The sequence below is a fragment of the Methanoculleus sp. genome (assembly GCF_036677455.1).
Lineage (GTDB): Archaea > Halobacteriota > Methanomicrobia > Methanomicrobiales > Methanoculleaceae > Methanoculleus.
Map to the genome: position 1 here is coordinate 1 of NZ_JAVBWL010000001.1, position 26,389 is coordinate 26,389.

Sequence of the window (26,389 nt, forward strand, 5' to 3'; positions counted from 1 at the left end):
CGCTGAGGGTTGCGATATCCCCGGGTACAAGCCCGCGTTCGTCGAAGACCCGGCGGTAGTAGGGGACGTTCTCGTAGGCGTGGTCGAGGAGGCGCGAGAGCGCCTCCATCTGGTAAGCCGCGAGTTCCTCCCGGCTCCACCGCCGGGACCGCTGGAGGAGGGCGTAGGTCTTTTTATAGACGTTATAGGAGGGGAGGAGCCCGATGGCCTTTGCTGTGAACGATTCCCGGCCGCAGACCCTCTCTCCCTGGCGTATCGCGGTATTTTCTCCCCTTCTCATGAACTCTTCTATCATACGTACCCGCACAGCGTTCTCATTTTTCTCCTGCGTTTCAGTGGTTCCGGTCAATCTGCCATGGTCGGTGCCCCCGACCGTGAACGTCCCCGGTTCGTTGGGAGAGTATACCCTCAAACCACGTATATATAAATTGGCATGCTGGCACGAGTCCCATTTGAGATCAGGGTCGCTTAAACGCGCGGATAGTCCTCCCGAAAGATATCGTGAAGGTTCAGATCTCTCTTCTTTCGGCAGAAGAGTCTGTTTTCCGGTATTCCCTGTCCGACGATGCCGTTTGCCAAACACAAACCGTTGAAGAAAGGATTTGGAAAAACTATAAATATGCAAACGCCTATCAGGGGTATGTCTTGATAAGGTAAGGCGACAGTCGCCCGGGCCCTGCACCTTCGTGTATGGCGGTGCACGCCCGGGTAGGGGGGAGATTATTATTCTGGATAAAGCGGTACCTGATAGCGGTAGCAATGCGGAGATCTTCACGGGTCTTCCAGCGGAAGATGACGTCCTGGACGAGATACGTGCTCTGGCCGGTGGGCTGCGCAGGCAGAATGGCGGCGCCCCGGAAGACCTCGATTTCACCGTTCCCATCGGCTGGGAGGAGCGGGTAGGCTACCTTGACGATCAGCCCACAAGGCGGCTGATCGTCTTCCTCCGTTCCACGGGCTGCGAGTGGGTCGAGAAGACCGGGGGGTGCACCATGTGCGGATTCTATTGCGCGACCTCCCGGGGCCGGGAGATCTCGGCTGCGGAGTATGTTGCACAGTTTGAGCACGTCATGAACGCCGTCGATCTGGGGGATTATCCGATCGTCTCGATATATAACGACGGGAACATCTTTAACGAGCGTGAGATGCCGGTTGCCGCTATCGAGAAGATCTGCTCGTACATCGACGGTTACCCGAACATCAAGAAGGTGGTCGTCGAATCGAGGATCGATTACTCGCCGGACGAGCACGTGCAGAAGATGAAGAAGGCCCTGAACGGACGGCAGCTCGAGGTGGCGTTCGGGTTTGAGTCCGCAGACACTCAGGTGATGAACCTCTGCATCAACAAGGGGTTCTCGGCAAGCAATTTCGATCACTTCCATTCGAGGATGCGGGGCATGGGCGTGCTGACAAAGCCGCTCCTGCTTGTGAAACCACCGTTCCTCACCGAGGCGGAGGGGATCAACGATATCCTGCGGACCATAGAGTACTGCGTATCCCGTGGGATAGACTACGTCGACCTCGAGGTGATGACGGTCGAGAAGAGGACCGTCGTGCATGAACTCTGGAAGAACAACCTCTACCGCCCGCCGTGGCTCTGGAGCCTCGTCGACCTCCTGCAGCGGTGCCAGGAGCGGTTCGGGGATCGTGCCCACGTTTACGTCAGCCCCTGGAACTACTCGGTCGAGTCCCTCGACTGGGCCCGGAACTGCGGGAAGTGCGATGCCGAAGTCACCAGGGCGATCGAGCGCTACAACTGCCACTTCGACGTGGCGGAGTTCGAGGGACTGGACTGCTCGTGCCGCGGCGAGGGATGGAAGGAGGCTGTTCTGGCAGAGGACTCCCGCACGATTCCGGAGAGGATCCGCGAACAGCTTGCCTACCTCCGGCAGACAAGGGTATCCACGATTTAGGCGCCCCCTGCCGATCAAACCTCCATTGTGAACCCGGTGGGAGCCGGCGGGGTGCGATCCCCGGCCGGTTCCCGTATAGTTTTATTCGCCGTTCTCTTCTCAGGCTTGCCGGAAGCCATTGCATCCAGGTCAGGTTCATCTCCAGCGCGGCACACCTTTCCGGTGGCACGGTCACGGATGAAGCCCCGTCAGGTGCTCCTCGGGAAGAACGTGAAGATGGGTATCTGCAACCACTTACTTTGCGAGCCCTTTCGCAGTTCCTCCTGCAATTCCCACACCGTTTACAAAACGTGTACCATCTGCGTTGTTAGCGGCCTCTTGCCGGAAGCACGGAGAAGACTCTAGAGAAGAACCGTGCACGGCTTCCCACTGGTTATCATCACGCACTGCCCCCGCCCCTCGGGGCGGGGAACGACTTCCCCGCAGGGGAGGGAGTTCGAGCACCGGAGGGGCGAATTGCGATGCTCCGAAGGAGCGGATCTTGAGAAGACCGGAAGGTCTTCGAGTGGGGGCTGCGCGAGCAACCACCGGCCTTCGCGGCTTCCGTAAGTGTACAGATAATTGCCGGCCCCCGGCCAACCAGAGATCGAAAATAAGGAAGAGTGTTAAAGCCCGACCCGACCGAGGTCGATCTCCCGTGGTACCCCGGTATCGATCGACTCCCAGGCCGCAAACGTCGCAAGCGTCGTTGCGACGTTGCCGACGAGATCCGGTTCTTCGCCCTTCACGAACGCCTGGAGTTCCTCAGCAAACCCCTTCTCCTGGGCGAGCCACCGCCTCTCCCGGGAAACCTTCCCGTCCCGCCGGAGCTCAAGGTCGCGGAAGTCGGTGATCCGCCCGACCGCGTTGCCGCAGAAGACCTCGACCATCTCCTTTGAGTAGGAGCGGTCGCCGAGCGTCGTGTAGGTGACGGTGCCGAGCGACCCGTCGTCGAAGGTCAGGGTGGCCTGGAAGTTGTCATACTTCTGAAGGTTCCCGGTCGGCTCGATGGCCCGGGCGTAGACCTGGACCGGTCGCGCCCCGGTGATGTACTGCATGAAGTCGATGAAGTGGCAGCACTCCGAGATCAGCATGCCACCGCCCTGTTCGTCGTCATGCACCCAGTGCTCGGGAGGGATCTGCCCGGCGTTGACTCGGTAGTGCAGGACCGCAGGCGTACTTCGGTTCCCGAAGAACGCCTTCATCCGCAGCGCAAGCGGGGAGTGGCGCCGGTTGAACCCGACCCGCACCCGGTGCCCGGTCTCGTTCTGGGCCGCGACGACCCTCCGGAGCCCGTCGATATCGGTGGCGAGCGGTTTCTCCACGAAGACGTCCTTTCCAGCGTGCAGCGCCTCGATCGCCATGGGCGCGTGGAGATCGTTTCTCGTCGTGATCATCACCGCGTCGATCTCGGGGTCCTCGAGGATCTTGCGGTAGTCGGTGGTGCAGTAGGAGAACCCGTACTTCTTCGCGACCGTCTGCGCCGAGAGCCCAGTCGCGGTCGCGAGCCCCGCGAGGTTCACCGGGAGGCCCGGGAGGTTCGGGTAGAGGGCGGAGAGGGCGTGAACCCCGGCACCGATGCACCCGAGCGTCCGGGCCCCGGCCGGGACCGCTCGCCGCCGTGCCGCCGGTTCCGGGAGGTGGGTGACGGTCCCGGCAGCGCCCGCACCGTTCGGGCTGTACTCCAGGAGAACCCCGATGAACCGCTCTTTTCCCGTGTTGATGAGGTTGTAGGCTTCCGGCGCGGCTTCGAGCGGGAAGGTGTGCGTGATCAGAGGGTTGAGGTCGATCCGCTTCTGCCGCACCAGTTCCAAGAACGCCTCCATGTTCCGCCGTTCCGTCCACCGGACGTATATCGGGTAATCGACCCCCTTCTCCTCGTAGTTCCGGTCGTAGCGCCCCGGGCCGTAAGACCGCGAGACGACGACCTCCGCCTCCTTCTCGTAGAAGACGTCCCGGGGCACGTCCATCCCCACGTTCCCGACGACCACGACCCTCCCCTGGCTCCTGACCAGGCGGCCGGCGGCCTCGATGGGGGCGCTCGACCGGGTGGCCGCGGTGATGATGACCGCATCCGCCCCGAACGGCGAGAAGGCTTTCACCCGCTCGGCGAGGCCGTCGTAGTTCGAGACGATGTCGGCGCCAAGGCTTTCTGCGAGCGCAAGTTTCTCCCGGTCGATATCGATCCCGATGACCCGGCACCCCGCGGCCTTGAGGACCTGCACCGAGAGGAGGCCGATCAGCCCGAGCCCGATCACCGCGACGCTCTCGCCCACCGTGACCCTAGCGTTGCGGACCCCGTGCATTGCGATCGACCCGACGGTCGTGAAGGCCGCCTCCTGGAAACTGACGCCGTCGGGGATCTTGACGCAGAGGTTCCTCGGGACCGAGACGTACTCGGCATGCACCGCGTGCCCGGCCCCGCCGCAGGCGACACGGTCGCCGACCTCGAAGTCGTCGGCCCCGGTCGAGACCACGGTCCCGGCGCAGCTGTAGCCGAGCGGCTCCGGTTTGGAGAGGCGGCCCATCGCCTGCTGGTAGGCCGGTAGAGGACCGTCCGTGCCGATCTTCTGGAGGACTTTCTTCACGTCGTCGGGGCGTGCTTTTGCCTTGCCGACGAGCGACTGCTGTGCGAGGTTGATCAACGACGACTCCGTGCCGGCGCTGATGAGGGAGTAGGCGTTCTGGACGACGGCCCCCCTTGTTGTGGTGGGAACGGGGACGTTCTCCACCTGGATGGACCCTGATTGAAGGTCGAGTAGTACCTGTTTCACGTGTGGTTCCCCCATATCCCTGATTGGCTGAGGCAATCGAGTATCTCTGACGTCATGAAGAGATCAGGAAAGTTCTTCGACGGCTCCACGGTCGACGACCGGACCCCCAGCAGCCGACAGAGGAGTTCAAACGATTGTGTCTCCGCGGTCTCTGCATACTGTCTGCGGGCGATCTGCCGGTACATGCCGTAGCCGAACCGGAACGCCCGGTGCTTGAGCGGGTAGTTCCCGAGTGTTGCCGTCTTCGCCGTCGTGACGACGGCCGGGACGAGACCGATCCAGGGGCCCGGTTCCCACCGGGGGGCGAGCCCCTGGACGCCCTGCTCCAGCCGGTCGAGGCAGAGGTCGGCGTGCTCCCGGTAGCGGTCGTCCGTCCGGGATGCGTAGACGAACGACGCGAGGGCAAACGCGTAGGCGCCGGAGAGGTAGTAGGCGAAGGAGAGCCCGCTTCCCGACCAGTCGAACCGCCCGTCGGGACACTGGGCTGCCGCGAGCCATCGGGCCCCCTCCGCGAGGCTTTTCTCGACCCTCTCATCACCGAGCACCTCGTTTATCTTTGCGAGGTAGTAGGTCGTCACCCCCTGGTAGTGCACGCAGGGAAGGTCGAAGACGTACGGGTAGGTCCCTTTATCGACGGCGTAGGGGTAGACGCCGTCCCTCTGGTGGCGGACGACGTTCTCAGCCGCCCTCATGGCGGCTGCACGCGCCTCCCCATCGTCGTACCGCTCCGCATACCGGGCAAGGAACGCCCCGCAGGAGGCGTCGACGTTCAGGTGATCGGCGGTATACCCCGAGGACTTCAAGAAGTATCCCGGGCGCATCTCGGCGGCGATGACGAAGTCCCGGGCCTTTCGGAGGGCCTCCTCGTGCGGATACCGGTCCGTGGCCTCCAGGAGAGCGTCGCCGACAAAGGCAGTGATCAGGGCCGAGGGCTCGTTGTAGTTGACGTGGACCTCGTTGTAGGACCCGTCCGGGTTCTGGCAGGCCGCGACATAGTTCAGGATCGGGCCCACGAGCGGGTCGCCGCCCTGCCGGAGCATCGCCTTCACAACCTCAGCGTGGACGCGGTTCCGGACAACCGGGAAGACCGGGTCGCGGAGATACGCGGTCTCACCCTCGACGACGGCAAGTTCCCTGACCTCCCCGGTCACCCGGGCAAGGAGCGACCTCAGGCGCCCGTCCATGCCATCCTCTCGATATACTGCTTCAACTTCAGGGCGACCGACCGCCGGTCATAGTGCTCCGCAACGTACTCCCGGCCCCGGCGACCCATCTCTTCCATCCTCCCCGGGTCGTCCAGGAGTGAAGCGAGTGCTGCGGCGATCGCCTCCGGTGTGTTCTCGGCGATGACCCCGGCGCCCGACCGGTCTGCAAGATGGGCGATCTCGCCGCTTCCACAGCCGATGAAAGGTATCCCGCATGCCATGTACTCGTAGGCCTTGGTGGGGGCGGCGTACTTGAGGTTCTCGAGCTGCTTTAAGGGCGCCACTCCTATCAACGATTCGGAGATGAGCCGTGGGATCTCTTCACGCGGCAGGATGCCCGTAAAGATGACCGAGCCGGTCAGGCTCTCTGATTGCACAAGCTGCTCAAGGTACTCTCTTGTGTCGCCATCGCCGACGATGAGGAACTTCAGGTTGTAGGTACCGTTCATCGACTTGACGGCAAGGGCCACCTTGTCGAGGTCCTGGGCGTGCCCGACGTTGCCGGCATAGATGATCCGCCGTTCCTTTCCGCCGTCTGCAGGGCGGAAAACGTCGGTGTTGACGCCGTTGGGCATCAACGTCATGGGAGCCGTGACCGTATAGCGCGACGAGATCCGCCGCCCGAGCTCTTCGGTCGTGACGCCGACGAGGTCGGCCCGCGAAAGACACATCTGCTCGAACCTCCGGCTCATCCTCTCGTAGAGGCTCCCCTCCCGGAGGAACCCGAGGCTGATCGATGCGTCGATCCAGAGGTCGCGGATATCGAGGATCCAGGTCACCTGCGTTGTCCGCTTCAGAACGTACCCTGGGATCCCGGTGAAGAGAGGCGGTGACGATGTGATGATCGCATCGAACCGGTTTCGGGCGAAGAAGAGCCAGAACGCCGCGTGGATGGGGAAGGTGAGGTAGTAGGCCATCCTGCTTACAAACCCGGGGTTCCCGGATCTCGGCTGCCAGGTCCAGAGGTGCACAACCCGGACACCGTCGACCTCCTGCACGTCTGCCCGCTTCCAGGTGCGGGGAAACGAGCCGTTGGGAAAGGTGGGGTGCGGTGCAAGGACGGTGACATCTATGCCCAGTTTTGCGAGGTGTACGGCGGTGTCATAGATGCGTGATGCATTACCTGATTTCTCAGGTGGAAAGTGTTGTGATACGATGCATACCTGTTTCATGGAACTCCTCGGTGTGTCTGAACGTGGCTGCCGGAGATCGGCTGTGGTCTCCTCGCCGGGGTTAGAGGTAGCCCCCCCGTCCGTTTGGAGAGAGCAGGGAGAACGAAGGCGATGATGAAGGTGCAACCGGTCGCGTGGCATCTGCAGGATACAGGCCTGCCGGGGCCATGAGCCCGGCCAGTGGCACCGGCTGGATCGGTGACCCGTCACCAAGCACCCTGACGGCAAAGCCCTGATCGGTCCATTTCTCGTGGTCGAGGATGTTACGAGCGTCTATGACAAGTTTCGTTCTCATCCGGAGACCTGCCGGATCGATCGTGCGGAAGCAGTCATGATCAGTAAGGATGATGAGGCAGTCGCTCCCGGCCACCGCATCCGTCGCGTCCATGAGCGAGTGCGGAAACTCTTTCACGTGCGGGTCGTGGCACCTGACGGTATACCCTTCGTTCTCGGCGAGCTGGATGAACTTGAACGCCGGGCTCTCCCGGGTATCGCCGATGTTGCCCTTGTAGGCAACGCCGAAGATGCAGATCGTCGGGTTTCTGATGCCGGCAAGCATGCTGCGGGCGATGTGCAGCACGTAGTTCGGCATGGAATCGTTGACCTCCCGAGCTGTTGCGACCATCCTGCACCGGGTCGAGTTCTCGGTCAGGAACCAGGGGTCGATGGCGATACAGTGCCCTCCGACACCCGGGCCGGGGTTGAGGACAGTGACCCGGGGATGCTTGTTTGCGAGGGTGATGGCCTCCCAGACGTTGATCCCGCACTCCTCCGCAAGCTGGGCAAACTCGTTCGCGAGCGCGATGTTCACGTCGCGGCAGGTGTTCTCCATCAACTTGACGAACTCCGCCGTACGCGTGTCGGTCTGGTAGATCTGCCCCCGGACGAAGGTCTGATAGACTGCGGTCGCCCGGTCAGTGGAGTCCCGGTCGTACCCGCCGATGATGCGGCAGTTGCCCGCCATCTCCTGCAGGGTCCGCCCGGGGATTGCCCGCTCAGGACAGTGGGCGTACAGGAACTCTCCGGCCGCAACGCCGCTCTTCTCAAGCCTTGGAATGACGACCCGCTCGCTTGTTCCGGGCGGGACGGTCGATTCGAGGATGATCAGGTTTCCCTCGCGGAGATGGGGAGCGATCATCTCGGCTGCGTTCTTGACATATGAGAGGTCGGAGACCTTCGTCGCCGGATCCAGGGGCGTCGGCACGGCTATCAGGAAGACATCCGCAGCCTCCGGCTCGGTTCTGGCGAAAAATCGGTCTTTCGCCTCGCCGTACAGGCTTTCAATCCCGGGTTCACTGAACGGGAGATTCCCGTGGTTCAGGCAATCTACCACGCTCTGCTTCACGTCGACGCCCACAACGTTCACCCCATGAGCCGCGAAGAGTAGCGCGGTCGGTAATCCTATATATCCTAATCCCAGTACACAGATCTTCATCATATAGACCCCGTTTGGTTATTGTGGCCGTGCAGCTGCACAGACCATGACAATCATCTTTCCGGCGATACCGTCTCCATAAGGGTTCTCCCAGCCCCGCGGAGACGTGGTTGCGGAGCGGACCCCCTCAAGGATCTTTCCCGAGTCGGTACCGACCAGGATGTTCGATCCAACATCCAGTGTCTCGGGCCGCTCCGTGTCGTAGCGCATCGTAGCACAGGGTACACCGAGAACACAGGTCTCCTCCTGGACGCCGCCAGAATCGGTCAGCACGAGTTTGGCCTGAGCCTCGAGTTGCAGGAATTCTAAGAACCCGAACGGTTTGGTGAGGTTCAGCCCGTCGACCCCGATGCCCAGCTCCTTGATCCGTTTCTCGGTTCGCGGGTGGACCGGGAAGACGACCGGCAGGGAGAACTCCTTCTGCACCCCGGCAAGCCCTTTCAGGATCTCCTTGAGCCTTGCGCGGTTGTCCACGTTCTCCTGACGGTGGGCGGTGACGAGGAAGTACTCCTGAGGCTCGAGATCGAGGTCTTTTAAGACGTTCACCTTTCTTCTCGATATGTCGAGATTCTGGTAGACAGCATCAACGACGGTGTTACCGGTCACACAGATCCTCCGATCGGAAATGCCCTCCGTGAGGAGGTTCTCCCGGCTCCTCTCTGTTGGGGCAAAGAGGTAATCGGATATATGGTCGGTCAGCACCCGGTTGATCTCCTCGGGCATCTGGCGGTTGAAACTCCGGAGGCCCGCCTCGATGTGCCCTACCCGCACGTGGAGTTTCGATGCCGCGAGGGCCCCGGCCATGACGGTGTTCGTGTCCCCCTGCACCAGGACAATCTCAGGGGGCTCTTTTGCCAGAATATCCTCGACACCGGTCATGATCTTCGCCGTCTGACCGGCATGGGTCCCGGAACCTACATCGAGGCTGTAGTCCGGGTCCGGCAGGTCCAGTTCCTCGAAGAAGACCCGGTCCATCTCGTACGAGTAGTGCTGTCCCGTATGGATGATATAGTAGTCAAGACCCCTCCGTTCACACTCCCGGATAACGGGAGACATCTTGATGATCTCTGGCCGCGTGCCGAGTACTATTCCGATCATTCTCCACCTCTCCTCTCTGTTCTATCTCTCATCCCGGTCACTCCCGCACCCTTGCCATGAGGGCGAGTGCCAGGCCAAGCACGAGTGCGACGGCCCCCGGAATCAGGAGGAGCGATGCGAGCATACCATGCTCGATCTGGACCAGACCGGTTTCGTTGAATCCCTGAATGGACTGGAGCAGGAGATAGATGCCGGCGAGCATCGCGGCAAGCCCCGGGAGGCCGATGTGCAGGAGAGGTCTTCTCTCCACCACGAGCCAGAATATCGACCCGAGGACCTCTATTCCGTGAGATACGGGGTTTTTCGTGGATGTGTCAAGGTCGCCGTATCTGCAGTTGATCGGCGTCTCCCCGACACGCAGGTATTTCTCCTGAGCGATCCGGAGCATCTCGGACTCGGTCGAGAAGTCATCCTTACGCAACGTATCAAGCATCGACTCCATTGACTTCCTGTTCAGGGCGCGGAATCCGCACTGCGAGTCGGTGATCGAACTGCCGTTGCTGGAGGCGAGATCGAGCACCGCCCGTCCGAACCTCCGGTAGAAGGGCATCTGGTCGAAGGTCCGAAAGCCAATGACGAGATCGGCGGTATCCATGAGGATCGGCTCGGTCAGGAGCGGTATCTCCCCGGCGTTGTGCTGGCCGTCTCCGTCCATGAAGACCAGGCAGTCGTAGTTGTGATCGACTGCGTAGCGGAGGGCGTTCTTGATCCCCCGCCCTTTCCCCATCCGGGCACCGTGCGAGATGACGGTCGCTCCGGCATCCCTGGCGACCTTCACGGTGTTGTCCGTGCACCCGTCATCTACGACCAGAACCTCGTCGGCATACTGCCGGGCCATCAGGACGACCGAACCGATGGCGACCTCCTCGTTGAAACAGGGGATCGCCGCAAGCGTCCTCATCCTGCCCGGCCGGCGGGGCGAGACGACGGCAGCATCGGCGGTCTCACCCGCCGCTATTCGCCGGTATCCCGGGCCGGCAGGCGTCCTCAACGGGTTGATCTGTTCCTGAACCTCGCAACGGAAGGCGGGGATATCTATCGAGTTCTCCTCGCCGATACTCCGGGGTACATGTTGTTTTATCCACCTCTCTCTCTCGATATCGATGTACTGTGGCAATGGCACAGTCGTTTCTTCGGCGAACCACCCCTCCTGGTGAGCGGGTGGCCTCGCCCGAATCGGATCCTTGTCATACATCCACTTTCCCCTCTTGACGTACTGAAGCGGGACTGTGCGGGCACATATTAATAGGTTATTGTTAATCAAAATAGTTTGACAAATGGAATAAGTAAAATATATTTTATTGACTGAGGTTCCCCTGGAACTTGATACTTCTAGTTAAGCATTTCGGCCCGAAGAAGAGCATTGCACATCGCATTGTAGTACGGGATGGATTGTATCCACGCCGCGATTCCACCGGGATCCGTTACCATCGGTCACCGCTATCCGCAACGTTTAAAAATAGCCGTCCCGAATGATGGCCGGAAACCTCAATTTTGCCTGCCGCACCTCTATTGAAAGATCCATCGCCTGCGACTGGATCCTTTCTGGGTAGCGATATCGGGAAGGGTCCGTTTCCCGAAGATCCATGCACCTGATCTGTCGTATCAGGAACTTTTATATCCCCGATGATCCGGTCCCGGGCCTTCCGGGATAAGGCGTGCGGAGACCTCTGCCATAAGGGTGTGGTGGCGGTGGCGGTCGGCAAGGTACCGGCGACTCTTCTCGCCGATTGGGAGCGGTATAAACGAGATCGCATAGCCGATATCCCAGAGGATCAGACCCTCGGGTGGAGCCGCAGGGACCCTCCGCCCCGTGGAATCCGTAAGGAGCCGGGCGATCTCCCCGGCCTCGGCCTTGCCTTTCCCCACCCGTTCGAGTGCACTCGCCATGCACCGGACCATGTTCCAGAGGAAACTCTCCCCTGTCACTTCGAAGACGACGAACGGACCGTCATCAAAGACCTGTGCCTCAATGATCCTCCGCTCCGGGTCCCGGTCGGTGGCACGGGCGAACGCCGAGAAGTCGTGTCGCCCGACGAACTCCTGTGCTGCAGCGTGCATGGCGGCGGTGTCGCCGGGGTCGGGGAAGAAGTAGTAACGATACGTCCTCGATACCGCGCTGTAGCGTGGGTGAAACCCGTCCGGCGCCCCCGCCCACGCCGTACACCATATCTCGGCCGGAAGCACCTGGTTCAATGCCGCGACCGCCCGCTCCGGTTTATCGGTCAGGAACGAGCAGACCTGGTTACGGGCATGCACCCCGCGATCGGTGCGGCCGGCGGTGGCAAACTTCGCCTCCCGCCAGTCGTCGAAGAGTTCGAGGCGCCTGCAGGCCGCGATGAACTCCCCCTCCACGGTGCGAAGCCCCGGTTGCACCTGTGAGCCGAAGAAGCGGTCCCCGAAGTAGGAGAAACGGAACGCCAGGTTCATCGCTCTACCGTTCGCCGTATCTTGCGGAGAGCCCCCTTGATGGACTGGCGGGTGTAGGTGTGCAGCGGCGTCATCTTCCCCCCTGCCATCGTCCGTCCCTCCCGGATCGCGGAGAGGATGGAGGCCACGTCAGGTTCGGCCGCGACGTAGGTGACCCCGAACCCGACGTACCGGGCGTTATGGGCGTCACTCCCGGCAACGCCGGGCTTCCCCAGCCTCCGTGCCATGACCGCGGCCTTCCGGTTTGCCGACCCGGTTATGTAGCGGCTGTTGAAGACTTCCACCGCATCCACTGCCCCGACACCGGCCGCGAGTCTCCTCCCGACACCGTGGCGCCAGCGATGGTAGGGGTGGGGAAGGATCAGGAGAGCGCCACGGGCCCGGGCCAGGGCGATGGTCTCGTGGAAGTCGAGCCCTGCCGGCAGGGGCTCCGTGACCCCGAGGGCGAGCAGGTGGCCCTGTCTCGTCGATATCTCGGTTCCGGGGATCACGGTCACGGATGTTTCGCACTGCAGGGCGTAGCGGGCGCCTTCCACCGTGTCGTGATCGGTGATCGCGACGGCATCAAGACCCACCGCCTCCGCTCGCCGGAGGATATCCTCCACACTGCTCTCCCCGTCCCGGGAATACCTGGTATGGACATGCAGATCGCACCGCAGCATGAGATCAAATTATTTGGCATCGCTGAATAATAAGTGAAGTGTATGCGCATTCTTCTCCCGACCGGATCGGCAACGGTTGCAATCGTGAAGGCGGCAGCCCGGCGATTCCGTGACCGCTACGAGATAGACGTGGCGGTCACCGGGGATGTCGCGTCGTTCCTTGCCCCCGACGCCCTCCGGAGGCTGCTTGCCACCGGAAAATACGATATGGCGCTCGTCTCCGGGATGTGCACTGCGTCCTTTTCGGACGTCGAACGCGAGACCGGCGTCCCGGTCTACCGCGGCCCGCGGCATGCGGCCGATCTCCCGCTGGTTCTTTCCGTGCTCGATCGCGTACCGCTCTCAAGGACCGTCCCAGCCGACGAGTTCCTCGCGGAGACACGCCGCGAAGAGGCCTGCCGGCGGGTCTCGCTCCGGGAGACGGAGGCAGACGCCGACTTCACCATCCGGTCCACGAAGATCGGCGGGGGTTCCAGGATGAAGGTGCTTGCAGAGATCATGGACGCGCACAAGCGCGAGGATCTCCTCGCCGACGTCCGGCGGTTCTTTGCCGGTGGGGCCGACATCGTGGACCTGGGGTTCGGGTTCGACGCGACCCCCGATGACGTCGTGCGGTGCTTCTCGGCTCTTTCCGGGGTCGAAGGGGCCCTGGCGGTCGATACGCAGGACCCCTCCCTCATCGCGGCGGCGCTCTCCCGCGCCGACCTGGTCCTCTCCCTGCACGAGGGGAACATCCCGGCCGTCGGGGAGGCGGTCGCGGCGGCCGGGGCGGCCGCGGTCGTGGTGCCGCGCGAGCGGACGATCCAGGAGAACCTTGCGGCGGCCAGGAGCGCCGGGATCTGCCGCCTGATCGCCGACCCCCTCCTCCAGCCGGTGGGCTCCGGGCTGACCGGGTCGCTTGCCGGGTTCCATGAAGCCCCGCGTCCGCTCTTCTTCGGAGCGGGCAACGTCGTGGAGTTGCTCGACGCCGATTCCCCCGGGGCCAACGCGCTGCTCGCAGGGATGGCGCACGAGGTCGGGGCCGCCGTCATCTTCACGAGCGAGCACAGCGACAAGACCCGGGGTTCAGTCGCGGAGATGCGGCGGGCATGCGAGATGATGGCCCTGATGACCGACCGCCCCTACCCCAAGGACCTGGGGATCGACCTCCTGGTTCTGAAGGAGAAGCGGCGACGGCGCGAACCACCGCTCGCGTATGATGTAATCGTGGACGCACCCCCCGCACCGGACGAGATCGTCTACGACCCGCTCGGTTGCGTCCGCATCGGCGTCGAGGGGGAGTACATCGTCGCGGTCCACCGGGGCCGCGCTGTGCGGGGGAGGAACTGGGAAGACGTCTTTTATACCCTGCTCTCAAACGGGAGCCTCTCCCGGCTCGACCATGCCGCCTACCTGGGGAAAGAGCTCTTCAAGGCCGAGATTGCCATCCGGTTGAAGAGGAGTTTCGAGCAGGACGGACCATTCTGAGCGGGCGAACCCCGTCGATCTCTATGTTAGAGGGGACAGGACCGGGCCGGGTGTCCAGGATCTCCCAAATATAATAATATTTATATAATTTCATTGTTATTTACCGCCCCATGACAGCGGCGAGCAGTGTCGAGCTGTCCGGGCGAGCGCCTCCGGTACCCTGAGCCACCGGAGGTCAGGTGCCCGGGGTGCCGGCCTCTCTCCCTGCCATGGTCTATAAACGTGGTGAAACTGCATGAGAAGGAATCCAACCATACTCGGGCTCGCGACGGTCCTGGCTATCTGCCTCGTTGCTCTGCCGGCTTTCGCGGCGACCGCCGATGTCGAGATTCGCGACGGGTCGTATGTCCCCGCCTCACTCACGATCGAGGGCAATACAACGGTAACCTGGACGAACTACGACCCGGTGAGCCATACCGTCACCAGTACGGGCGGGGGCTTCGACTCCGGGCCGATAGAGGAGAATGAGACGTTCGACTATACGTTCACCGATGCAGGGACCTACCCCTACGGCTGTACGCTCAACGCCTCGACGCAGCGGACGCCCATGCAGGGCGTCGTCATCGTCGTCCCGGAGGGAATGATGGTCGAGCCGGGCGCGAACGTAACCCCGACGCCGACCGGGAACATGACGCCGGGTGAGGAACCGTTGAATATGACGCTGGTCGACCTGATCGCTGGCGAAGCGAACCTGACCACCTTTGCGGACGCCCTGGAGAGAGCGGGGATCGCGAAGATGGTGCTCACCAGCGGCGGCGGCCCGTATACGGTCTTTGCCCCGGGAGACGCCGCGTTTGAGGCTCTTGGCAACGAGACCCTTACGGCGATCTTCAACGACACGGAGATGCTTGACGCCCTGCTCATGCATCACATCGTGGAGGGGAATTATACCGTCGAAGACCTGGTGGCGGCAGCAAATACCACCGGGAATATGACAACGCTTGATACGCTTACCGGGGACACGATCAACGTCACTGCGGTCGACGGCAATCTCACGATAGAGAACGCCCCAATCGTCACTGCCGACGCTGTCGCCGAGAACGGCATCGTCCACATCATTGATACGGTTCTCGTTCCGGAGGGTCTCATCCCGGCAGAGAACGTGACGCCGACACCGACGGAGAACATCACCCCGGTTGAGAACGTGACTCCGGTGGAAAATGTGACCCCTGTTGAGAACATAACCCCGGAGGCCCCGCCGGAAGGAAGGGTCATCCCCTGAGCACCCCCACTTTTTCCCTTCCTGACCCCCGGTGGGCCGGTGCGTGCGGCCGGCATGCATGCCGAACGCGAGGGCTTATGTCCCCTCATCTCCTACTATTCAGGAGAATGGCCATACGCGGGATCAGCAGGGATCTGCTTGCGATGCTCCTCGAACTCGGCAAGGAGCACTATCCGGACGAGTTCGTTGCCGTGCTGCGGGAACAGGACGGCATCATCCGGGACCTCGACCTGGTACCCGGGACGATCGTCGGGGAGGAGAGCGCCTCGTTCTTCATCGATATGCTCCCGCTGGATACCCATCAGGCCGGCAGCGCCCATAGTCACCCGAACGGCGTCCTCTCGCCGTCCTCGGCGGATCTTCGGTTCTTCCCCACGGTAGGCCGGTACCACATCATCGTTGGGTATCCCTACACGGCGAGGGACTGGCGGTGCTACCGGGCGGACGGTCGCATGACCCATCTCGAGGTGGTCGAGTGACCCGCGTGGTCGCAACGGGGACGTTTGATATCCTCCACCCCGGGCACCTCTACTACCTTGAAGAGTCACGGAGACTCGGCGACGAACTCTCCGTGATCGTGGCGCGGGACGCAAACGTGAAGCATAAGCCGCGGCCGATCCTCCCGGAGGATCAGCGGCTCCGGATGGTCCGGGCATTACGGCCGGTCGACCATGCCGTCCTCGGTGACCTCCACGATATGTTCCGGCCGATCGAGGAACTCCAACCCGATATCATCACGCTCGGGTTTAACCAGCACTTCAATGAGGAGAACCTCCGGCAGAGACTCCGGGACCGTGGACTCGACGCGGATGTCGTCCGGATACCCGGCTATTCCGGCCCGCTTGCCAGTTCATCGAGGATCATCGAGTGCATCTTGAAAACCCGGGCTTTCCCCCGCCCCACCGGCGATGGGGAGTGACGGACCGGGAGGGGAGCGCGGGCACCCGCCCGCAGGTGACGGCGGTTCATGTGGCAGACCGATGCATGGGGCGACGCTGACGACCGGACGAGCTGGCTGAAGGTCTCGGCCCCTTTCCTGCTCTGCGGGGCCTTCCTTGTCGCCGTCTGGTTCCTCCTTCCGGCGGAGCAGTGGCTCCTGCTCGTCGGGATGATGGTCGCCTACGTCGTCCCGCCGCTCGGCCGGGAGACGATCATCCCGGTCGGCATCCTTCTCGGGCTCCCCTGGTGGCTGGTCGCGCTCTCCCTGGCGTTCCTGGACTTTGCCGGCGGGCTCTTCATGGCCTGGAACTTCCCGCTGGTCCTGCGCATCCCCTACGCCGGGCCCTGGATCCGCCGGTTCATGGAGGCGGGCAGGACGTTCCTGGACCGGCGGCCGTGGCTTGAGCGGCTTTACTTCCTCGGTCTCATCGCCTTCGTGAGCCTCCCGTTCGACGGGTCGGGGAGTCTCGTCGGCTCCATCGTTGGGAGGATGCTCGGGATGACGAAGACCGAGGTCCTCACCTGCATCACCATCGGCGGCATCATCGGCAGTTTTGCCATCGCTCTTGGTATCGATTACGTCGTGGACCTCATCCCGCCAGGGGCCGGGATCTGGGTCTCACTTGTTGTCTTCCTCCTGATAGGATCCGCGCTCCTGGTGACCTACCGGAGTTACCGGCAGAGACATGAGATGAACGCCTGAGCCCGGGGATGCTTCCTGCGATCTCGTATCGCAGTTGGCATCCCGGATGGTTGGTCTCCCGAGCGCCGGATCCGGCGTATGTAAAAATGAAAAATATAATATACGATAAGGTGAAGTAATCATCGGGCCAGAACCCGGAGAGCGGCAGCATGCGGCCCTCCGGAACGGCAGGGAACACTCCGTTCTGCTGGTCCGGGATGATAGGCGCATGGTTCGACATGTGGCGAACAGTTCACTCGGTGACGAATGTCCGGGGCAGCACGGTGGCGATCGAGGCTATCGAGAGTGGGCGAACGCTGCCCTCGGAGTGACCCGGGCTGCCGGCCCGGAGATTCCTGCCGCGGTGCTGCGGCAGGCGGTTGAGGCTTCGTTATCCGGGACCTGCATCGCCGATCGAGAGGGACGTATCGTCTTCGCCAATGCTTCACTGCTTGCCATGTGGGGGTACAACCTGCAGGAGATGATCGGAGAACCTGTAGACCTCCTCTGGCTCTCCGGAGACGAGGGACCGGACCCCGTCGGCTGCGCTCTCTCCACCGGGCGGTGGGACGGGACGCTCTCTGCCCGGCGAAGCGACTCGTCACGCTTTGACACCCGGGTCTCGGTCAGCACCGTCTCCGGCCCCGATGCCACCGATCTCTTGCTTCTTGTCTCCTGCATCGACGTCACCGCACAGCGGGGGAGCGAGGATGCGCTCGGCCGCCACCGTAGTCTCGCTCGGGCCGTAGCAGCGATGCCGGCACGCTTTGTGGACCCCGCAGTGATCGATCCGGCCATCGAGACCTCGCTTGAGGACCTCGGCCGCGCGTGCGGGGCATCCAGGGCCTCTCTCTCCCTCTTCAACGAAGCCCGGACCCTCCTTGGCGCAACACACGAGTGGTGCCGGCCGGAGCGGGGGTCCCGGCGGGGGGAGTTCCAGACCCTCTTTGCGCAGGACCTCCCCTGGTGGGTCGCCCGGATCCTTGAGGGCGAGACCATTCTCGTGGACGTTGCGTCCGGGGGAGGACGATTGCGCAGGGAGGAACGCGAGTTCCTGAAGCAGCGGCACGGCGTTGGTGCGACGGTGATGATCCCGCTCCGCCTGCATGGGGCGATCGTCGGGTTCGTCGAGTTTGACCGGGACACCGGCGGGCCCGGGTTTGCGGAGGAGGATGTCGTACTCCTCTCTGCTGCCGTTCACGTCATCGCGAGCGCACTCGACCGGAAGCAGTCCGAGTACGCCTTTCGGGAGTCGGAGGACCTCTACCAGGTTGTCCTCGATGCCATCACCGATACCGTCACCGTCGTCGATACCGATCTCACCCTCCTCCTCGCAAACGACGCCTTCGTCGCCTGGTGCGAAGAGCTCGGCCTCCCGACGGATGTCGTAGGAAAGAACCTCTTTGCCGCCCTGCCGTTTCTCCCACCCACCGCGAGGCAGCAGTATGAGCGGGTCATACGAACCGGGCGGCCACTGACATCGGAGCGGTCCCTCAGGCACGCTGACGGTATCGTCGTCCTGCGGGAGATGCTGATCCCGATCTTTGAGCACGGCGAGGTCGGGCGGATCATCACCGTCGCCCGGGACATCACCGCCCAGAGGGAGGTTGAAGACCTGAAGTCAAAGGCCTACAACCAGGTCGAGCGGAACATGGAGCAGTTCGCCCTCCTCGCCGACCATATCCGGAACCCGCTCCAGGCGATCATGGGGCGCGCCGAACTGATCGACGATCCCGCGACGACGGAGAAGATCCGGCAACAGGTGCAGCGGATCAACGGTATCATCGATCAACTCGACGAACGGTGGGCCGAGTCGAGGAAACTCTCCATGTTCTGGCGGAAGTACTCCTGATACTTCCTCCTCAATCCGTAGCGCCGATCGAACCCCAGACCCGGTTTCGTTCGAGGATGACCCAGTAGCGCCGCAGCTCGGCCTCCGCGGCCCGGTATTCAGGGTATTGGCCGCTGACAAGGAGCCAGAACTTCTTTGAGTGGTTGTGCTCGCGGAGGTGGGCCGCCTCGTGGACGACGATGTACTCCCGCAGGGGGCCGGGGAGGGCTATGACGCGCAGGTTGATGTTGATGTTGCCGAGCGTCGAGCAACTGCCCCACCGGGTCCTCTGCAGTCTCACCGCGATCTTTACCGGTCCCTGCCCGGCAAGGTCCGGGCAGGCTTTCAGGCGGTCTGAGACCTCCTCCCTCAGCATCCTGGTGAGGCTGCTCCGGAGAGCAGTGCCGGGCGGGCAGGCGACAACGCCGCGTGTATCGTCGACCGTAAACCGGGTGCCCGGAACCAGGCGGTAAAACCGCCCGTGCAGGAGGAGCAGGTTTTCCCTTCCGCGCCCTTCGGCAGCCAGCCGGTCGAGTTCCACGCGCCGCTCCTCGATCCAGGCCGTGTTGCGCTGCAGGAACCCTGCGACGTCAAACGACGGCGGGGCAACCACCCGCAGGGTCCCATCGGGCCGCACCTGGAGGCGGGCCGACCTTACCGCCTTCCGGACGACGGTCGTGCCGGCCGGGACTCTTCTCACCCCTCCCCGGTCCATGTACCAGTACTCGGGCGGCGGCGGGAAAAACCACACGATCCGGCACGCTCCTATACCTGATGACGACAAACGTATGGTTAGGGGCAGCATCATGAGCGAGAAGGAACTCAAGATCGGCGATATCGCACACCTCACCGGGCTCTCCGAGCAGGACGTCCGGAGACTCATCCAGACCTACGACAGCCTCTTCACCTACCGGACCATCGGCCCGGTCCGCCTCTTCCCGCAGAAGACCGTCAAGATTGTCCAGGAACTCATGGACCTCTCCAGGAAGGGCCTCACCCCCGAAGAGGTCACCACGGAGGTCAAATCCGGCAGGAAGGCGGCTGCACCGGAGGAGCCCGCGCCTGAGGTCGAGAGGACCGGCGTCCCTCTCCCGCCCGAGGTGGTGCTCGACCTCCGCGTCATGCAGGAGACGCTGGCCCGACAGGAACGCAGGATTGCGCAGATGGCGGCAGAGCTCGAACGGGTGCAGGAAGAGCGGAGGAAAGAGGCCGACCGTCACCGGGAGACCGTCAACCGCCTGGAGGAGCGGCTCGATAAGCACCAGAGGGACCTCGTGGTCGTCGCGGAGTGGGTGGACTACTTTGATGGGCAGCTGGATGAGGTCTCCCGCCCGGTACTTGACCGGGTCCGGCGAGCCTTCGGGACGGAGCACGGTCCCGACTGAGGGCGGAATGCGGCCTTCCAGGGCACCTCCGGAGCCTCCGGCATGCGATCCGGGGTGCCGGGCGGGCGGCCGTCGCCGTTTCGCCTAAGATATATAACACAATATACTACTCAATAGGATATTATTCGCAAATATTATATGCGATCCCGGTTACCGGTCTGCGAGGTGATCGAGATCCATCAGCAGAAGATGGCCACAGCACTGATCGTTGCCATTCAGGTCATGATCATTGGCGGGCTACTGGCCTGCATCGTCGTCGGAACAGAGGAGCGGCCGTCTCCGGTCTCACCGGTGGGTGAGGCCCGGCACGTGGAGTATGGGTCATGGAGCACCTCGGCTGCCGTATACCCCATCGCCGGCCACCCGCCGGCGATCCGGCTGAGCACCCCGGTTGATGCCGGGGAGAAACCCCTCCTATTTTTGATGTGAGGCCCCCTCTTTACCCCATCACGATCTGCACGGCCGTCGGGTACCTGTTCCTGATGGCGTAGACGAGGGGTTTTGCCATCCAGAGCCTTCCGCCCTGCATCCTCCGGAGCCGGCTGATCTCCTTGAGAGCCTGGAGGGCCTGCACCGCAGCCTCGTCCGCGATGAAGAAGCTGTCCGGGACCGTGGAGTCGAAGTAGAAGAGGATCGGAAGCCGGAGTCGCCTCTGCAGCCCAACGGGGAGGGCCTGCTCCAGCCGGAGGAGGACGCCCCGGTCAAAGTCGTACCGGGCTCCACCCTTCGTGACGGCTGAGGGGTGCTCTTCGGAGAGGAGCAGGGAGAGGCGCTTTCGCTCCGCAACAACCCCGTCGTTGATCTTGCCGATCTCAAGCCGCATCCACCGCAAGAGGGTCGACTCGTCGCCTGCTGATGGTCGGTCGGGCATGGTGCACTCCGGTGGTGATCCCCGGTAGGGTCCTGAGATCAGTCTCCGGCATGCGATATATACCTGGCCCTGTGGTCCGGATCCCCCTCACCACCCCTGGAAAAGTATATCTCACTCTACTCCAAATTCGGCGTCTTCCCAGTGATCTTGATGAAACGTGATTCAGCGTGCCGCAGGCAGACCCGACAACATGCCTGCCGGCTCCGGAGGACGCTCTTCTGCGCCCTGCTGCTTGCTGGCATAACCGTCCTCCTCGTGGCCGCTCCGGCAGGCGCTGCCAGGGAGCACAACCCCGCCATCGCCGCAATGCTCACGGAGGTCAACGAACCCGACCTCCACGAGACGACATACGACCTGCAGAACCTCTCGACCCGGGTCTTCGGCTCCGATGGGAACCAGGAGGCGGGCGATTACCTCGCTATGAGGCTTGAGGAGATCCCCGGCCTCGAGGTGGAGTTCCAGGGTGAGGACCTCAGGAACGTCATCGCCACGCTCCCGGGGAAGAACAGCACCTCAGATGAGGTTGTCATGGTGGGGGCGCACTACGACAGCAGGTCGTCGGACCACGTTCATGCGCCCGGGGCTACCGATAACGGGTGCGGTGTCGCGATCGTCCTGGAACTCGCGGAAGTGATGAGCAGGCACTCGTTTGACCGAACGGTCCGGTTCGCGTTCTGGAACGCTGAAGAGGACGGGGGGTACGGCAGTGCCGACTATGCCGGGAACATGACGGATGCCCCGGTCGTGCTCTACCTCAACTTTGACTCAGCCTGCTACGACCCTCAGAACCGTTCCGTCCTCGACATCATCTCTGATGAGAACTCAGCAGATTTCGCGGCACTCATGGTGGATCATAACGTCCTCTACGCCACGAACTTCACCCTGACCATGAACAACCATACCTGTGAGTCGGATCACGTCTCCTTCCGGGACCAGGGCTACCCGGCCGTGATGACCCATTGCGAGGAGCACGGTCCGGCCCACACCCCGAACGACACCGTCGACCAGGTCTCGTTTCCGTATGCCGCAAGGAACGCCCGGCTCGGCCTCTCGGTGCTCGCGGAGGTGGCCGGTCTCCGGGACGATGGAGAAGGCCCCACCATCCCGAAGGCCCCGATCGCCGATGACCCCCTGTTGCCGATACTCTGGAACCGTTCGGGAGTTCTGTCCGGGTTGGCCGATGATCCCGGTGCCCCGGTCGGGTCACCAAACGGCGTCGTTATCTATCGCGCAGGGAAGGACGGATAGACCATCTCGCCCTGCTCGCTATCCCGCAGAGTAACCGGGTCCGATCCCCATGCCTGAGACCGGAGAAAGCCCCTCCTGCAGTCCCGGGCCGGATCCCTCTCTCTCGCCGGATGCGGAGCGGAGAGCACGCTTTTATACGGTCGAAGCCAACGTTAAAAAAATATGAGAGATTCTGAGATCCTGATGAACCCAAGCGATCTGGTCCGTTTTCTCAAGAAGGATCCGGCTGAATTTACCAAAGAAGACATCATCCGGTTCTGCGAGGAGAACAGGATTGAGATGGTCAATTTCCGCTACGCCGCCGAGGACGGCAAGCTCAAGACTCTTAACTTTGTCATATCCTCACGGGAGCACCTCGACACCATCCTCTCGGACGGCGAACGCGTCGACGGCAGCAACCTCTTCTCGTTCATCGAGGCCGGGAGCAGCGACCTCTATGTGATACCCCGCTACCGGACGGCGTATATGAACCCCTTTACCGAGGTGCCGACGCTCGAACTCCTCTGTTCGTTCTACGATAACGATGGGAAGCCGCTCGAGAGCTCGCCGGAGTACGTGCTCCGCAAAGCGGACGCGGAGTTCACCCGCCGGACCGGGTGCATCTTCAAGACTCTCGGGGAGCTCGAGTACTACGTCATCAGCCCGCCAGACGACCTCTTCCCCGGCCGCGACCAGAAGGGCTACCACTCGGCAGAACCGTTCGTCAAGTTCGCGGACCTGCGGGACGAGGCGATGCGCCTCATCGCCCGTGCCGGCGGCCGGATCAAGTACGGCCACTCGGAGGTCGGGTGCTTCTTTTCCGACGACACCTACTACGAGCAGCACGAGATCGAGTTCCTGCCGATGCCGGTCGAGCAGGCGGTCGAGCAGGTGATCCTCGCCAAGTGGGTCCTGCGGATGCTCGGCAACCAGTACGGCGTCGAGATCAGTTTCGCCCCGAAGATCACCGTCGGCAAGGCCGGGAGCGGGATGCACTTCCACATGCTCGTCGAGAAGGACGACAGGAACCTGCTGGTCGAGGACGGCAAACTGAGCCCGATGGCCCGGAAGATGATCGCCGGCATCCTCGACGCCTCCGACGCCCTGACGGCGTTCGGGAACACCATCCCGACCTCCTATCTCCGGCTTGTCCCCCACCAGGAGGCGCCGACGACGGTCTGCTGGGGCGACCGCAACCGATCGGTCGTTGTCCGCGTCCCCCTCGGCTGGATCGGTGCCGGGAACATGACCCGTGACGCCAACCCCTGCGAGGGCTCCTGCGCGGGAGAACGCCCCTCCAAGCAGACCTTCGAGTACCGGGTCGCCGATGGGTCGGCCAATCCCTACCTGACCGTTGCCGGTCTTGTCGTGGCGTCGCTCCGCGGGATCGAGATGCCCGGCGCGCTCGAGATGGCCGAGCAGCTCTACGTCAGCGGGAACATCTTCCGGCCCGAGTTCAGGGAACGGCTTGCCACGTTCAGGCAGCTCCCTGCCTCGTGTGTCGAGTCCGCTGAAGCGCTCGAGGTCAAGCGAGCGATCTTTGAAGCGGACGGGATCTTCCCGGCGGGGATGATTGAGAGCAGGATCTCTACCCTGAAAACCTTCAACGACCGGGGATTGAGCGAGAAACTCTACGGCAACAACGACGCGATCCGGGAACTGGTCGAAGAGTTCATCCACGTAGCGTGAGGGGCGGCTTCTCCGCCCGGTGATACTTTTTTCAACGGCCGGCAGCGCACGGCGCTGAATCTCGGTCCGGGTGTGCCTCATCCCCACCGCCTCCTCCGCGGGAGGGGCAAGGTATTATTACCCGGGGGTCCAGAGGAGGTGGCTCTCCGGCGTGGCGCCGGGCTCCCGAAGGAGAAGGGAGAATGCCTCTGAAGGCAAGAGGCGGCCCTGAAGACCTCGTGGAGCCACGCACGTCCGGTGATGGAGGTAAGTGCATGAAAGGTGGAGCAGAAGAGAGCATGGCAGGAGAGTCAGGGCCGGTCACGTTTACGTGCTACCGTATCACCCCCGGCGAGGAGGAGGGCGTCCCTGAGGAGGGCATGAACACCTACAGCGTTGTGGTGCTGCTGCCCGACGGGGATGTCAAGCACCAGGTCGTCTGGGCGGGGGCTCCCGAGGACATCGGTGACGCGATCCGGGTTCCCCCCGGCTCACGGGTGATCATGACCGAGATGAAGAGCCCCATGGTCTGGGACAGCGAAGCGATGGAGGAAGAGGCGGCCGTGGAGGCCGCACCGGCCCCCTGACTTTTTCTGGACCGGGCCGTGACGTGAGTGCCTATTGTTAACGGCCGCACCTATATCTTCGGTGAAGGAAAAGGAGTTTTCAGGGTTTTTCCCCGGTGATCTAGCTCAGGTAAACCCCCGACCCGACCCACCAGGTCTCATCGACCGGGAGGACGTAGCCGATCTTCATTTCTTCCCGGTTTTCGTGGTCGGGGTTCGGCCAGACGAAGACGATGAACCCTCCTCCGTCACGTGCGGTGTCCCTGAGCGCCCGGATGTTCTCCATCCCGAAGGGGTCGCGCCTGTCGATCAGGTTGCTCCCTATCGCAGCCTGCAGGTAGGGGTGGGCGAGGAGCGTCCCATTGTAGTCGTAGGCGTAGAGGTAGTGCCCCGCCGGGTCGACGAGCGTCCCGGTCTGGTTCGAGATCTCGGCAAACGCCGTCGCCTCCTCATGATCGCGGCCGTAGGCGGCGCCGCGTTCGACGAGGTCGACCATCGCCGATACGGCCTCCGGGTAGGCTTCCCGGCCGGTCCCGTCGGTATCGGAGAGGTACACGCCTGACCCGATCCACCAGCCCTCATCGACCGGGGCGACGTAACCGAGCTTCGGGAGATACGACTCCCCTGCCGACTCATCGATGGAACCGTTCTCCGGCGCAGGGTAGAGGTAGGCGATGAACCCCCCGCCGTTCGCCGCCGTCGCGGCACCTATGCGGATCACCGGCAGCCCCCGGACGTCGGTCCAGTTGCCCCGGTCGGTCCCGACCAGCTCTTGCTTATAGGGGTGGGCGAGGAGCGTCCCGTTGTAGTCGTAAGCATACACGTAGAGGTCCCCCTGCGAGAACCGGCCGGAGAGGTTCCCGAACTCGGCGAGGGCCGTGTCCTTCCCGGCGGTCTTCGCGTAGGCGGCCGCTTCCCGGACGAAGGCGGCGAGGTCCTCGGTGGTCGCGTTCTCCTCGGCGGCCTCCTGCACGCCGGGGCTGCTGCACCCGGCCGCGAGGACCGCAAGAGTTGCGAGAAGGCAGGCCACGCTGATGAGATGGTACCGCTTCATACTTTTTTGGTATGGCATGGATCCTGAAAAAGACGCCGAATAGTATTGAGATGGTGGAACGTAGCGATCTCTGAATCCGGAGGCGCCTTCACGGGCTCCCGTGCACTCCGGAGATCTGCCAGGGGCCCGGGATAGAGAAAGATCCCGGTCTCAGATCCGTCTGGCATCGAGGAGCATGGAGGCCACGCCGACCAGGGAGACCGCTATGATCGCGAAGATGACAATATTGAAGTGCTCGGCAACGAGGGGGATGTTCCCGAAGAGGTAGCCCGCGAAGATGAAGCTCGTGACCCACAGCACCCCTCCGGTCGCGTTGAACAGGATAAACCTGGAGTAGTCCATCTTCCCGGTCCCCGCGAGGAACGGCGCCAGGGTCCGGACGAAGGGGGCAAACCGGGCTATCACGATGGTTTTCCCGCCGTATTTCTCGAAGTAGGCTTCGGTCTTCTTGATATGGTGCGGCCTGATGAACGGGATTCCCCGTGAGAGGAATCGGGAGCCGAATCCTTTCCCGATCCAGTAGTTCAGCGTGTCCCCCGCAATCGCCGCCACTATCAGGAGCACGAGGACGGGGAGGAGGCTGAGGCCGCCCTGTGCGGCGATTGCGCCTGCAAGGAACAGGAGCGAATCTCCAGGGAGGTAAGGGGTGACGACCAGCCCCGTCTCGAGGAAGATGATGAGGAAGAGGAAGATGTAGACGTATGCCCCGTACTCCTCGATAACGAGCGGCAGGAAGTCATCGAAGTGTATGATGATATCGATGAGATTCCCTAGCTGTTCAAACATCTACCCCTGTTTTGCACCGGTGC

General features: G+C 62.7%; 24 protein-coding genes and 1 pseudogene. 12 read left to right on the forward strand and 13 right to left on the reverse strand.

Annotated features, from left to right (window positions below; all coding sequences use genetic code 11):
- Nucleotides 1-280 (reverse strand): annotated as a pseudogene (locus tag V6K60_RS00005) (phenylacetate--CoA ligase family protein); the annotation flags it as partial.
- 406 nt (nucleotides 281-686) lie between these two features.
- Here V6K60_RS00005 and V6K60_RS00010 point away from each other — a divergent pair.
- Complete coding sequence (locus V6K60_RS00010; protein WP_332448454.1) at nucleotides 687-1,913, forward strand: archaeosine biosynthesis radical SAM protein RaSEA; 1,227 nt, start codon at nucleotides 687-689, stop codon at nucleotides 1,911-1,913.
- 605 nt (nucleotides 1,914-2,518) lie between these two features.
- Here V6K60_RS00010 and V6K60_RS00015 read toward each other — a convergent pair.
- The 8 genes from V6K60_RS00015 to V6K60_RS00050 all read right to left on the reverse strand — a co-directional run bounded on the left by V6K60_RS00015 (nucleotide 2,519) and on the right by V6K60_RS00050 (nucleotide 12,668).
- Nucleotides 2,519-4,666, reverse strand: a complete 2,148-nt coding sequence (locus V6K60_RS00015) for a bi-domain-containing oxidoreductase (protein ID WP_332448455.1) — start codon at nucleotides 4,664-4,666, stop codon at nucleotides 2,519-2,521.
- Nucleotides 4,663-5,850, reverse strand: a complete 1,188-nt coding sequence (locus tag V6K60_RS00020; RefSeq protein ID WP_332448456.1) for a prenyltransferase/squalene oxidase repeat-containing protein — start codon at nucleotides 5,848-5,850, stop codon at nucleotides 4,663-4,665. Before V6K60_RS00020 ends, V6K60_RS00015 begins: the two co-directional genes overlap by 4 nt.
- A complete protein-coding gene (locus V6K60_RS00025; protein WP_332448457.1) occupies nucleotides 5,835-7,043 on the reverse strand; it encodes a glycosyltransferase family 4 protein in 1,209 nt (402 codons plus the stop codon). Before V6K60_RS00025 ends, V6K60_RS00020 begins: the two co-directional genes overlap by 16 nt.
- A gap of 61 nt (nucleotides 7,044-7,104) precedes the next feature.
- On the reverse strand, nucleotides 7,105-8,481 hold the full coding sequence (locus V6K60_RS00030) for a nucleotide sugar dehydrogenase (RefSeq protein WP_332448458.1): 1,377 nt from the start codon (nucleotides 8,479-8,481) through the stop codon (nucleotides 7,105-7,107).
- Between the two features lie 15 nt (nucleotides 8,482-8,496).
- The gene (wecB, locus tag V6K60_RS00035; protein WP_332448459.1) at nucleotides 8,497-9,576 is read right to left on the reverse strand and encodes a non-hydrolyzing UDP-N-acetylglucosamine 2-epimerase; all 1,080 of its coding nucleotides are present in this window, start codon (nucleotides 9,574-9,576) and stop codon (nucleotides 8,497-8,499) included.
- Between the two features lie 37 nt (nucleotides 9,577-9,613).
- Entirely contained in the window at nucleotides 9,614-10,771 is a 1,158-nt protein-coding gene (locus V6K60_RS00040; RefSeq protein ID WP_332448460.1) for a glycosyltransferase family 2 protein, read from the reverse strand.
- A gap of 410 nt (nucleotides 10,772-11,181) precedes the next feature.
- Entirely contained in the window at nucleotides 11,182-12,006 is an 825-nt protein-coding gene (gene truA, locus V6K60_RS00045; RefSeq protein WP_332448461.1) for a tRNA pseudouridine(38-40) synthase TruA, read from the reverse strand.
- On the reverse strand, nucleotides 12,003-12,668 hold the full coding sequence (locus V6K60_RS00050; protein ID WP_332448462.1) for a PHP domain-containing protein: 666 nt from the start codon (nucleotides 12,666-12,668) through the stop codon (nucleotides 12,003-12,005). The genes truA and V6K60_RS00050 overlap by 4 nt, the downstream gene beginning before the upstream one ends.
- Nucleotides 12,669-12,710: 42 nt before the next feature.
- Here V6K60_RS00050 and V6K60_RS00055 point away from each other — a divergent pair, with 42 nt between their 5' ends.
- The 6 genes from V6K60_RS00055 (at nucleotide 12,711) to V6K60_RS00080 (ending at nucleotide 18,830) form a co-directional block, all read left to right on the forward strand.
- Nucleotides 12,711-14,135, forward strand: coding sequence for a dihydropteroate synthase-like protein (locus tag V6K60_RS00055; protein WP_332448463.1), 1,425 nt, complete (start codon nucleotides 12,711-12,713; stop codon nucleotides 14,133-14,135).
- Nucleotides 14,136-14,370: 235 nt separating this feature from the next.
- On the forward strand, nucleotides 14,371-15,357 hold the full coding sequence (locus V6K60_RS00060; protein ID WP_332448464.1) for a fasciclin domain-containing protein: 987 nt from the start codon (nucleotides 14,371-14,373) through the stop codon (nucleotides 15,355-15,357).
- Between the two features lie 107 nt (nucleotides 15,358-15,464).
- Nucleotides 15,465-15,836 carry a Mov34/MPN/PAD-1 family protein gene (locus V6K60_RS00065; RefSeq protein ID WP_332448465.1) on the forward strand — a complete coding sequence of 124 codons (372 nt, stop codon included), beginning with the start codon at nucleotides 15,465-15,467 and terminating at the stop codon, nucleotides 15,834-15,836.
- The gene (locus V6K60_RS00070; RefSeq protein ID WP_332448466.1) at nucleotides 15,833-16,276 is read left to right on the forward strand and encodes an adenylyltransferase/cytidyltransferase family protein; all 444 of its coding nucleotides are present in this window, start codon (nucleotides 15,833-15,835) and stop codon (nucleotides 16,274-16,276) included. The genes V6K60_RS00065 and V6K60_RS00070 overlap by 4 nt, the downstream gene beginning before the upstream one ends.
- A 48-nt stretch (nucleotides 16,277-16,324) precedes the next feature.
- Nucleotides 16,325-16,999: a small multi-drug export protein gene (locus tag V6K60_RS00075; protein WP_332448467.1), complete on the forward strand. Its 675-nt coding sequence runs from the start codon at nucleotides 16,325-16,327 to the stop codon at nucleotides 16,997-16,999.
- Between the two features lie 208 nt (nucleotides 17,000-17,207).
- Complete coding sequence (locus V6K60_RS00080) at nucleotides 17,208-18,830, forward strand: PAS domain-containing protein (RefSeq protein ID WP_332448468.1); 1,623 nt, start codon at nucleotides 17,208-17,210, stop codon at nucleotides 18,828-18,830.
- Between the two features lie 10 nt (nucleotides 18,831-18,840).
- Here V6K60_RS00080 and V6K60_RS00085 read toward each other — a convergent pair whose 3' ends face one another.
- Complete coding sequence (locus V6K60_RS00085) at nucleotides 18,841-19,524, reverse strand: M48 family metallopeptidase (RefSeq protein WP_332448469.1); 684 nt, start codon at nucleotides 19,522-19,524, stop codon at nucleotides 18,841-18,843.
- Between the two features lie 73 nt (nucleotides 19,525-19,597).
- Between V6K60_RS00085 and V6K60_RS00090 the strand changes: the two genes are divergently transcribed.
- A complete protein-coding gene (locus V6K60_RS00090; protein ID WP_332448470.1) occupies nucleotides 19,598-20,194 on the forward strand; it encodes a hypothetical protein in 597 nt (198 codons plus the stop codon).
- A 165-nt stretch (nucleotides 20,195-20,359) separates the two neighbouring features.
- The gene (locus tag V6K60_RS00095; RefSeq protein ID WP_332448471.1) at nucleotides 20,360-20,623 is read left to right on the forward strand and encodes a hypothetical protein; all 264 of its coding nucleotides are present in this window, start codon (nucleotides 20,360-20,362) and stop codon (nucleotides 20,621-20,623) included.
- A gap of 10 nt (nucleotides 20,624-20,633) precedes the next feature.
- On the opposite strand, the gene V6K60_RS00100 is transcribed toward V6K60_RS00095, so the two are convergent.
- Nucleotides 20,634-21,065: a DUF61 family protein gene (locus V6K60_RS00100; protein ID WP_332448472.1), complete on the reverse strand. Its 432-nt coding sequence runs from the start codon at nucleotides 21,063-21,065 to the stop codon at nucleotides 20,634-20,636.
- Nucleotides 21,066-21,215: 150 nt separating this feature from the next.
- On the opposite strand from V6K60_RS00100, the gene V6K60_RS00105 reads away from it, so the two are divergent.
- The 3 genes from V6K60_RS00105 (at nucleotide 21,216) to V6K60_RS00115 (ending at nucleotide 24,547) form a co-directional block, all read left to right on the forward strand.
- A complete protein-coding gene (locus tag V6K60_RS00105; RefSeq protein ID WP_332448473.1) occupies nucleotides 21,216-22,313 on the forward strand; it encodes a M28 family metallopeptidase in 1,098 nt (365 codons plus the stop codon).
- Between the two features lie 162 nt (nucleotides 22,314-22,475).
- Nucleotides 22,476-23,981, forward strand: coding sequence for a glutamine synthetase family protein (locus tag V6K60_RS00110; RefSeq protein WP_332448474.1), 1,506 nt, complete (start codon nucleotides 22,476-22,478; stop codon nucleotides 23,979-23,981).
- A 254-nt stretch (nucleotides 23,982-24,235) separates the two neighbouring features.
- Nucleotides 24,236-24,547, forward strand: a complete 312-nt coding sequence (locus V6K60_RS00115; protein WP_332448475.1) for a hypothetical protein — start codon at nucleotides 24,236-24,238, stop codon at nucleotides 24,545-24,547.
- Nucleotides 24,548-24,647: 100 nt separating this feature from the next.
- Here the strand turns inward: V6K60_RS00115 and V6K60_RS00120 are convergent, their stop codons facing one another.
- Nucleotides 24,648-25,580 (reverse strand): cache domain-containing protein, encoded by a 933-nt coding sequence (locus V6K60_RS00120; RefSeq protein WP_332448476.1) that lies wholly within the window; start codon nucleotides 25,578-25,580, stop codon nucleotides 24,648-24,650.
- Between the two features lie 150 nt (nucleotides 25,581-25,730).
- Nucleotides 25,731-26,366, reverse strand: coding sequence for a VTT domain-containing protein (locus V6K60_RS00125; protein ID WP_332448477.1), 636 nt, complete (start codon nucleotides 26,364-26,366; stop codon nucleotides 25,731-25,733).
- Nucleotides 26,367-26,389 lie beyond the last annotated feature (23 nt).

What these genes read in the sequence shown, in the direction of transcription:
- V6K60_RS00020 (WP_332448456.1), bottom strand. Translation starts at nt 5,850, where the DNA reads ATGGACGGGCGCCTGAGGTCGCTCCTTGCCCGGGTGACCGGGGAGGTC.
- V6K60_RS00025 (WP_332448457.1), bottom strand. Translation starts at nt 7,043, where the DNA reads ATGAAACAGGTATGCATCGTATCACAACACTTTCCACCTGAGAAATCA.
- V6K60_RS00030 (WP_332448458.1), bottom strand. Translation starts at nt 8,481, where the DNA reads ATGATGAAGATCTGTGTACTGGGATTAGGATATATAGGATTACCGACC.
- wecB (WP_332448459.1), bottom strand. Translation starts at nt 9,576, where the DNA reads ATGATCGGAATAGTACTCGGCACGCGGCCAGAGATCATCAAGATGTCT.
- V6K60_RS00040 (WP_332448460.1), bottom strand. Translation starts at nt 10,771, where the DNA reads ATGTATGACAAGGATCCGATTCGGGCGAGGCCACCCGCTCACCAGGAG.
- truA (WP_332448461.1), bottom strand. Translation starts at nt 12,006, where the DNA reads ATGAACCTGGCGTTCCGTTTCTCCTACTTCGGGGACCGCTTCTTCGGC.
- V6K60_RS00050 (WP_332448462.1), bottom strand. Translation starts at nt 12,668, where the DNA reads ATGCTGCGGTGCGATCTGCATGTCCATACCAGGTATTCCCGGGACGGG.
- V6K60_RS00055 (WP_332448463.1), top strand. Translation starts at nt 12,711, where the DNA reads ATGCGCATTCTTCTCCCGACCGGATCGGCAACGGTTGCAATCGTGAAG.
- V6K60_RS00060 (WP_332448464.1), top strand. Translation starts at nt 14,371, where the DNA reads ATGAGAAGGAATCCAACCATACTCGGGCTCGCGACGGTCCTGGCTATC.
- V6K60_RS00065 (WP_332448465.1), top strand. Translation starts at nt 15,465, where the DNA reads ATGGCCATACGCGGGATCAGCAGGGATCTGCTTGCGATGCTCCTCGAA.
- V6K60_RS00075 (WP_332448467.1), top strand. Translation starts at nt 16,325, where the DNA reads ATGTGGCAGACCGATGCATGGGGCGACGCTGACGACCGGACGAGCTGG.
- V6K60_RS00080 (WP_332448468.1), top strand. Translation starts at nt 17,208, where the DNA reads ATGGTTCGACATGTGGCGAACAGTTCACTCGGTGACGAATGTCCGGGG.
- V6K60_RS00085 (WP_332448469.1), bottom strand. Translation starts at nt 19,524, where the DNA reads ATGGACCGGGGAGGGGTGAGAAGAGTCCCGGCCGGCACGACCGTCGTC.
- V6K60_RS00090 (WP_332448470.1), top strand. Translation starts at nt 19,598, where the DNA reads ATGGTTAGGGGCAGCATCATGAGCGAGAAGGAACTCAAGATCGGCGAT.
- V6K60_RS00100 (WP_332448472.1), bottom strand. Translation starts at nt 21,065, where the DNA reads ATGCCCGACCGACCATCAGCAGGCGACGAGTCGACCCTCTTGCGGTGG.
- V6K60_RS00105 (WP_332448473.1), top strand. Translation starts at nt 21,216, where the DNA reads ATGAAACGTGATTCAGCGTGCCGCAGGCAGACCCGACAACATGCCTGC.
- V6K60_RS00110 (WP_332448474.1), top strand. Translation starts at nt 22,476, where the DNA reads ATGAGAGATTCTGAGATCCTGATGAACCCAAGCGATCTGGTCCGTTTT.
- V6K60_RS00115 (WP_332448475.1), top strand. Translation starts at nt 24,236, where the DNA reads ATGAAAGGTGGAGCAGAAGAGAGCATGGCAGGAGAGTCAGGGCCGGTC.
- V6K60_RS00120 (WP_332448476.1), bottom strand. Translation starts at nt 25,580, where the DNA reads ATGAAGCGGTACCATCTCATCAGCGTGGCCTGCCTTCTCGCAACTCTT.
- V6K60_RS00125 (WP_332448477.1), bottom strand. Translation starts at nt 26,366, where the DNA reads ATGTTTGAACAGCTAGGGAATCTCATCGATATCATCATACACTTCGAT.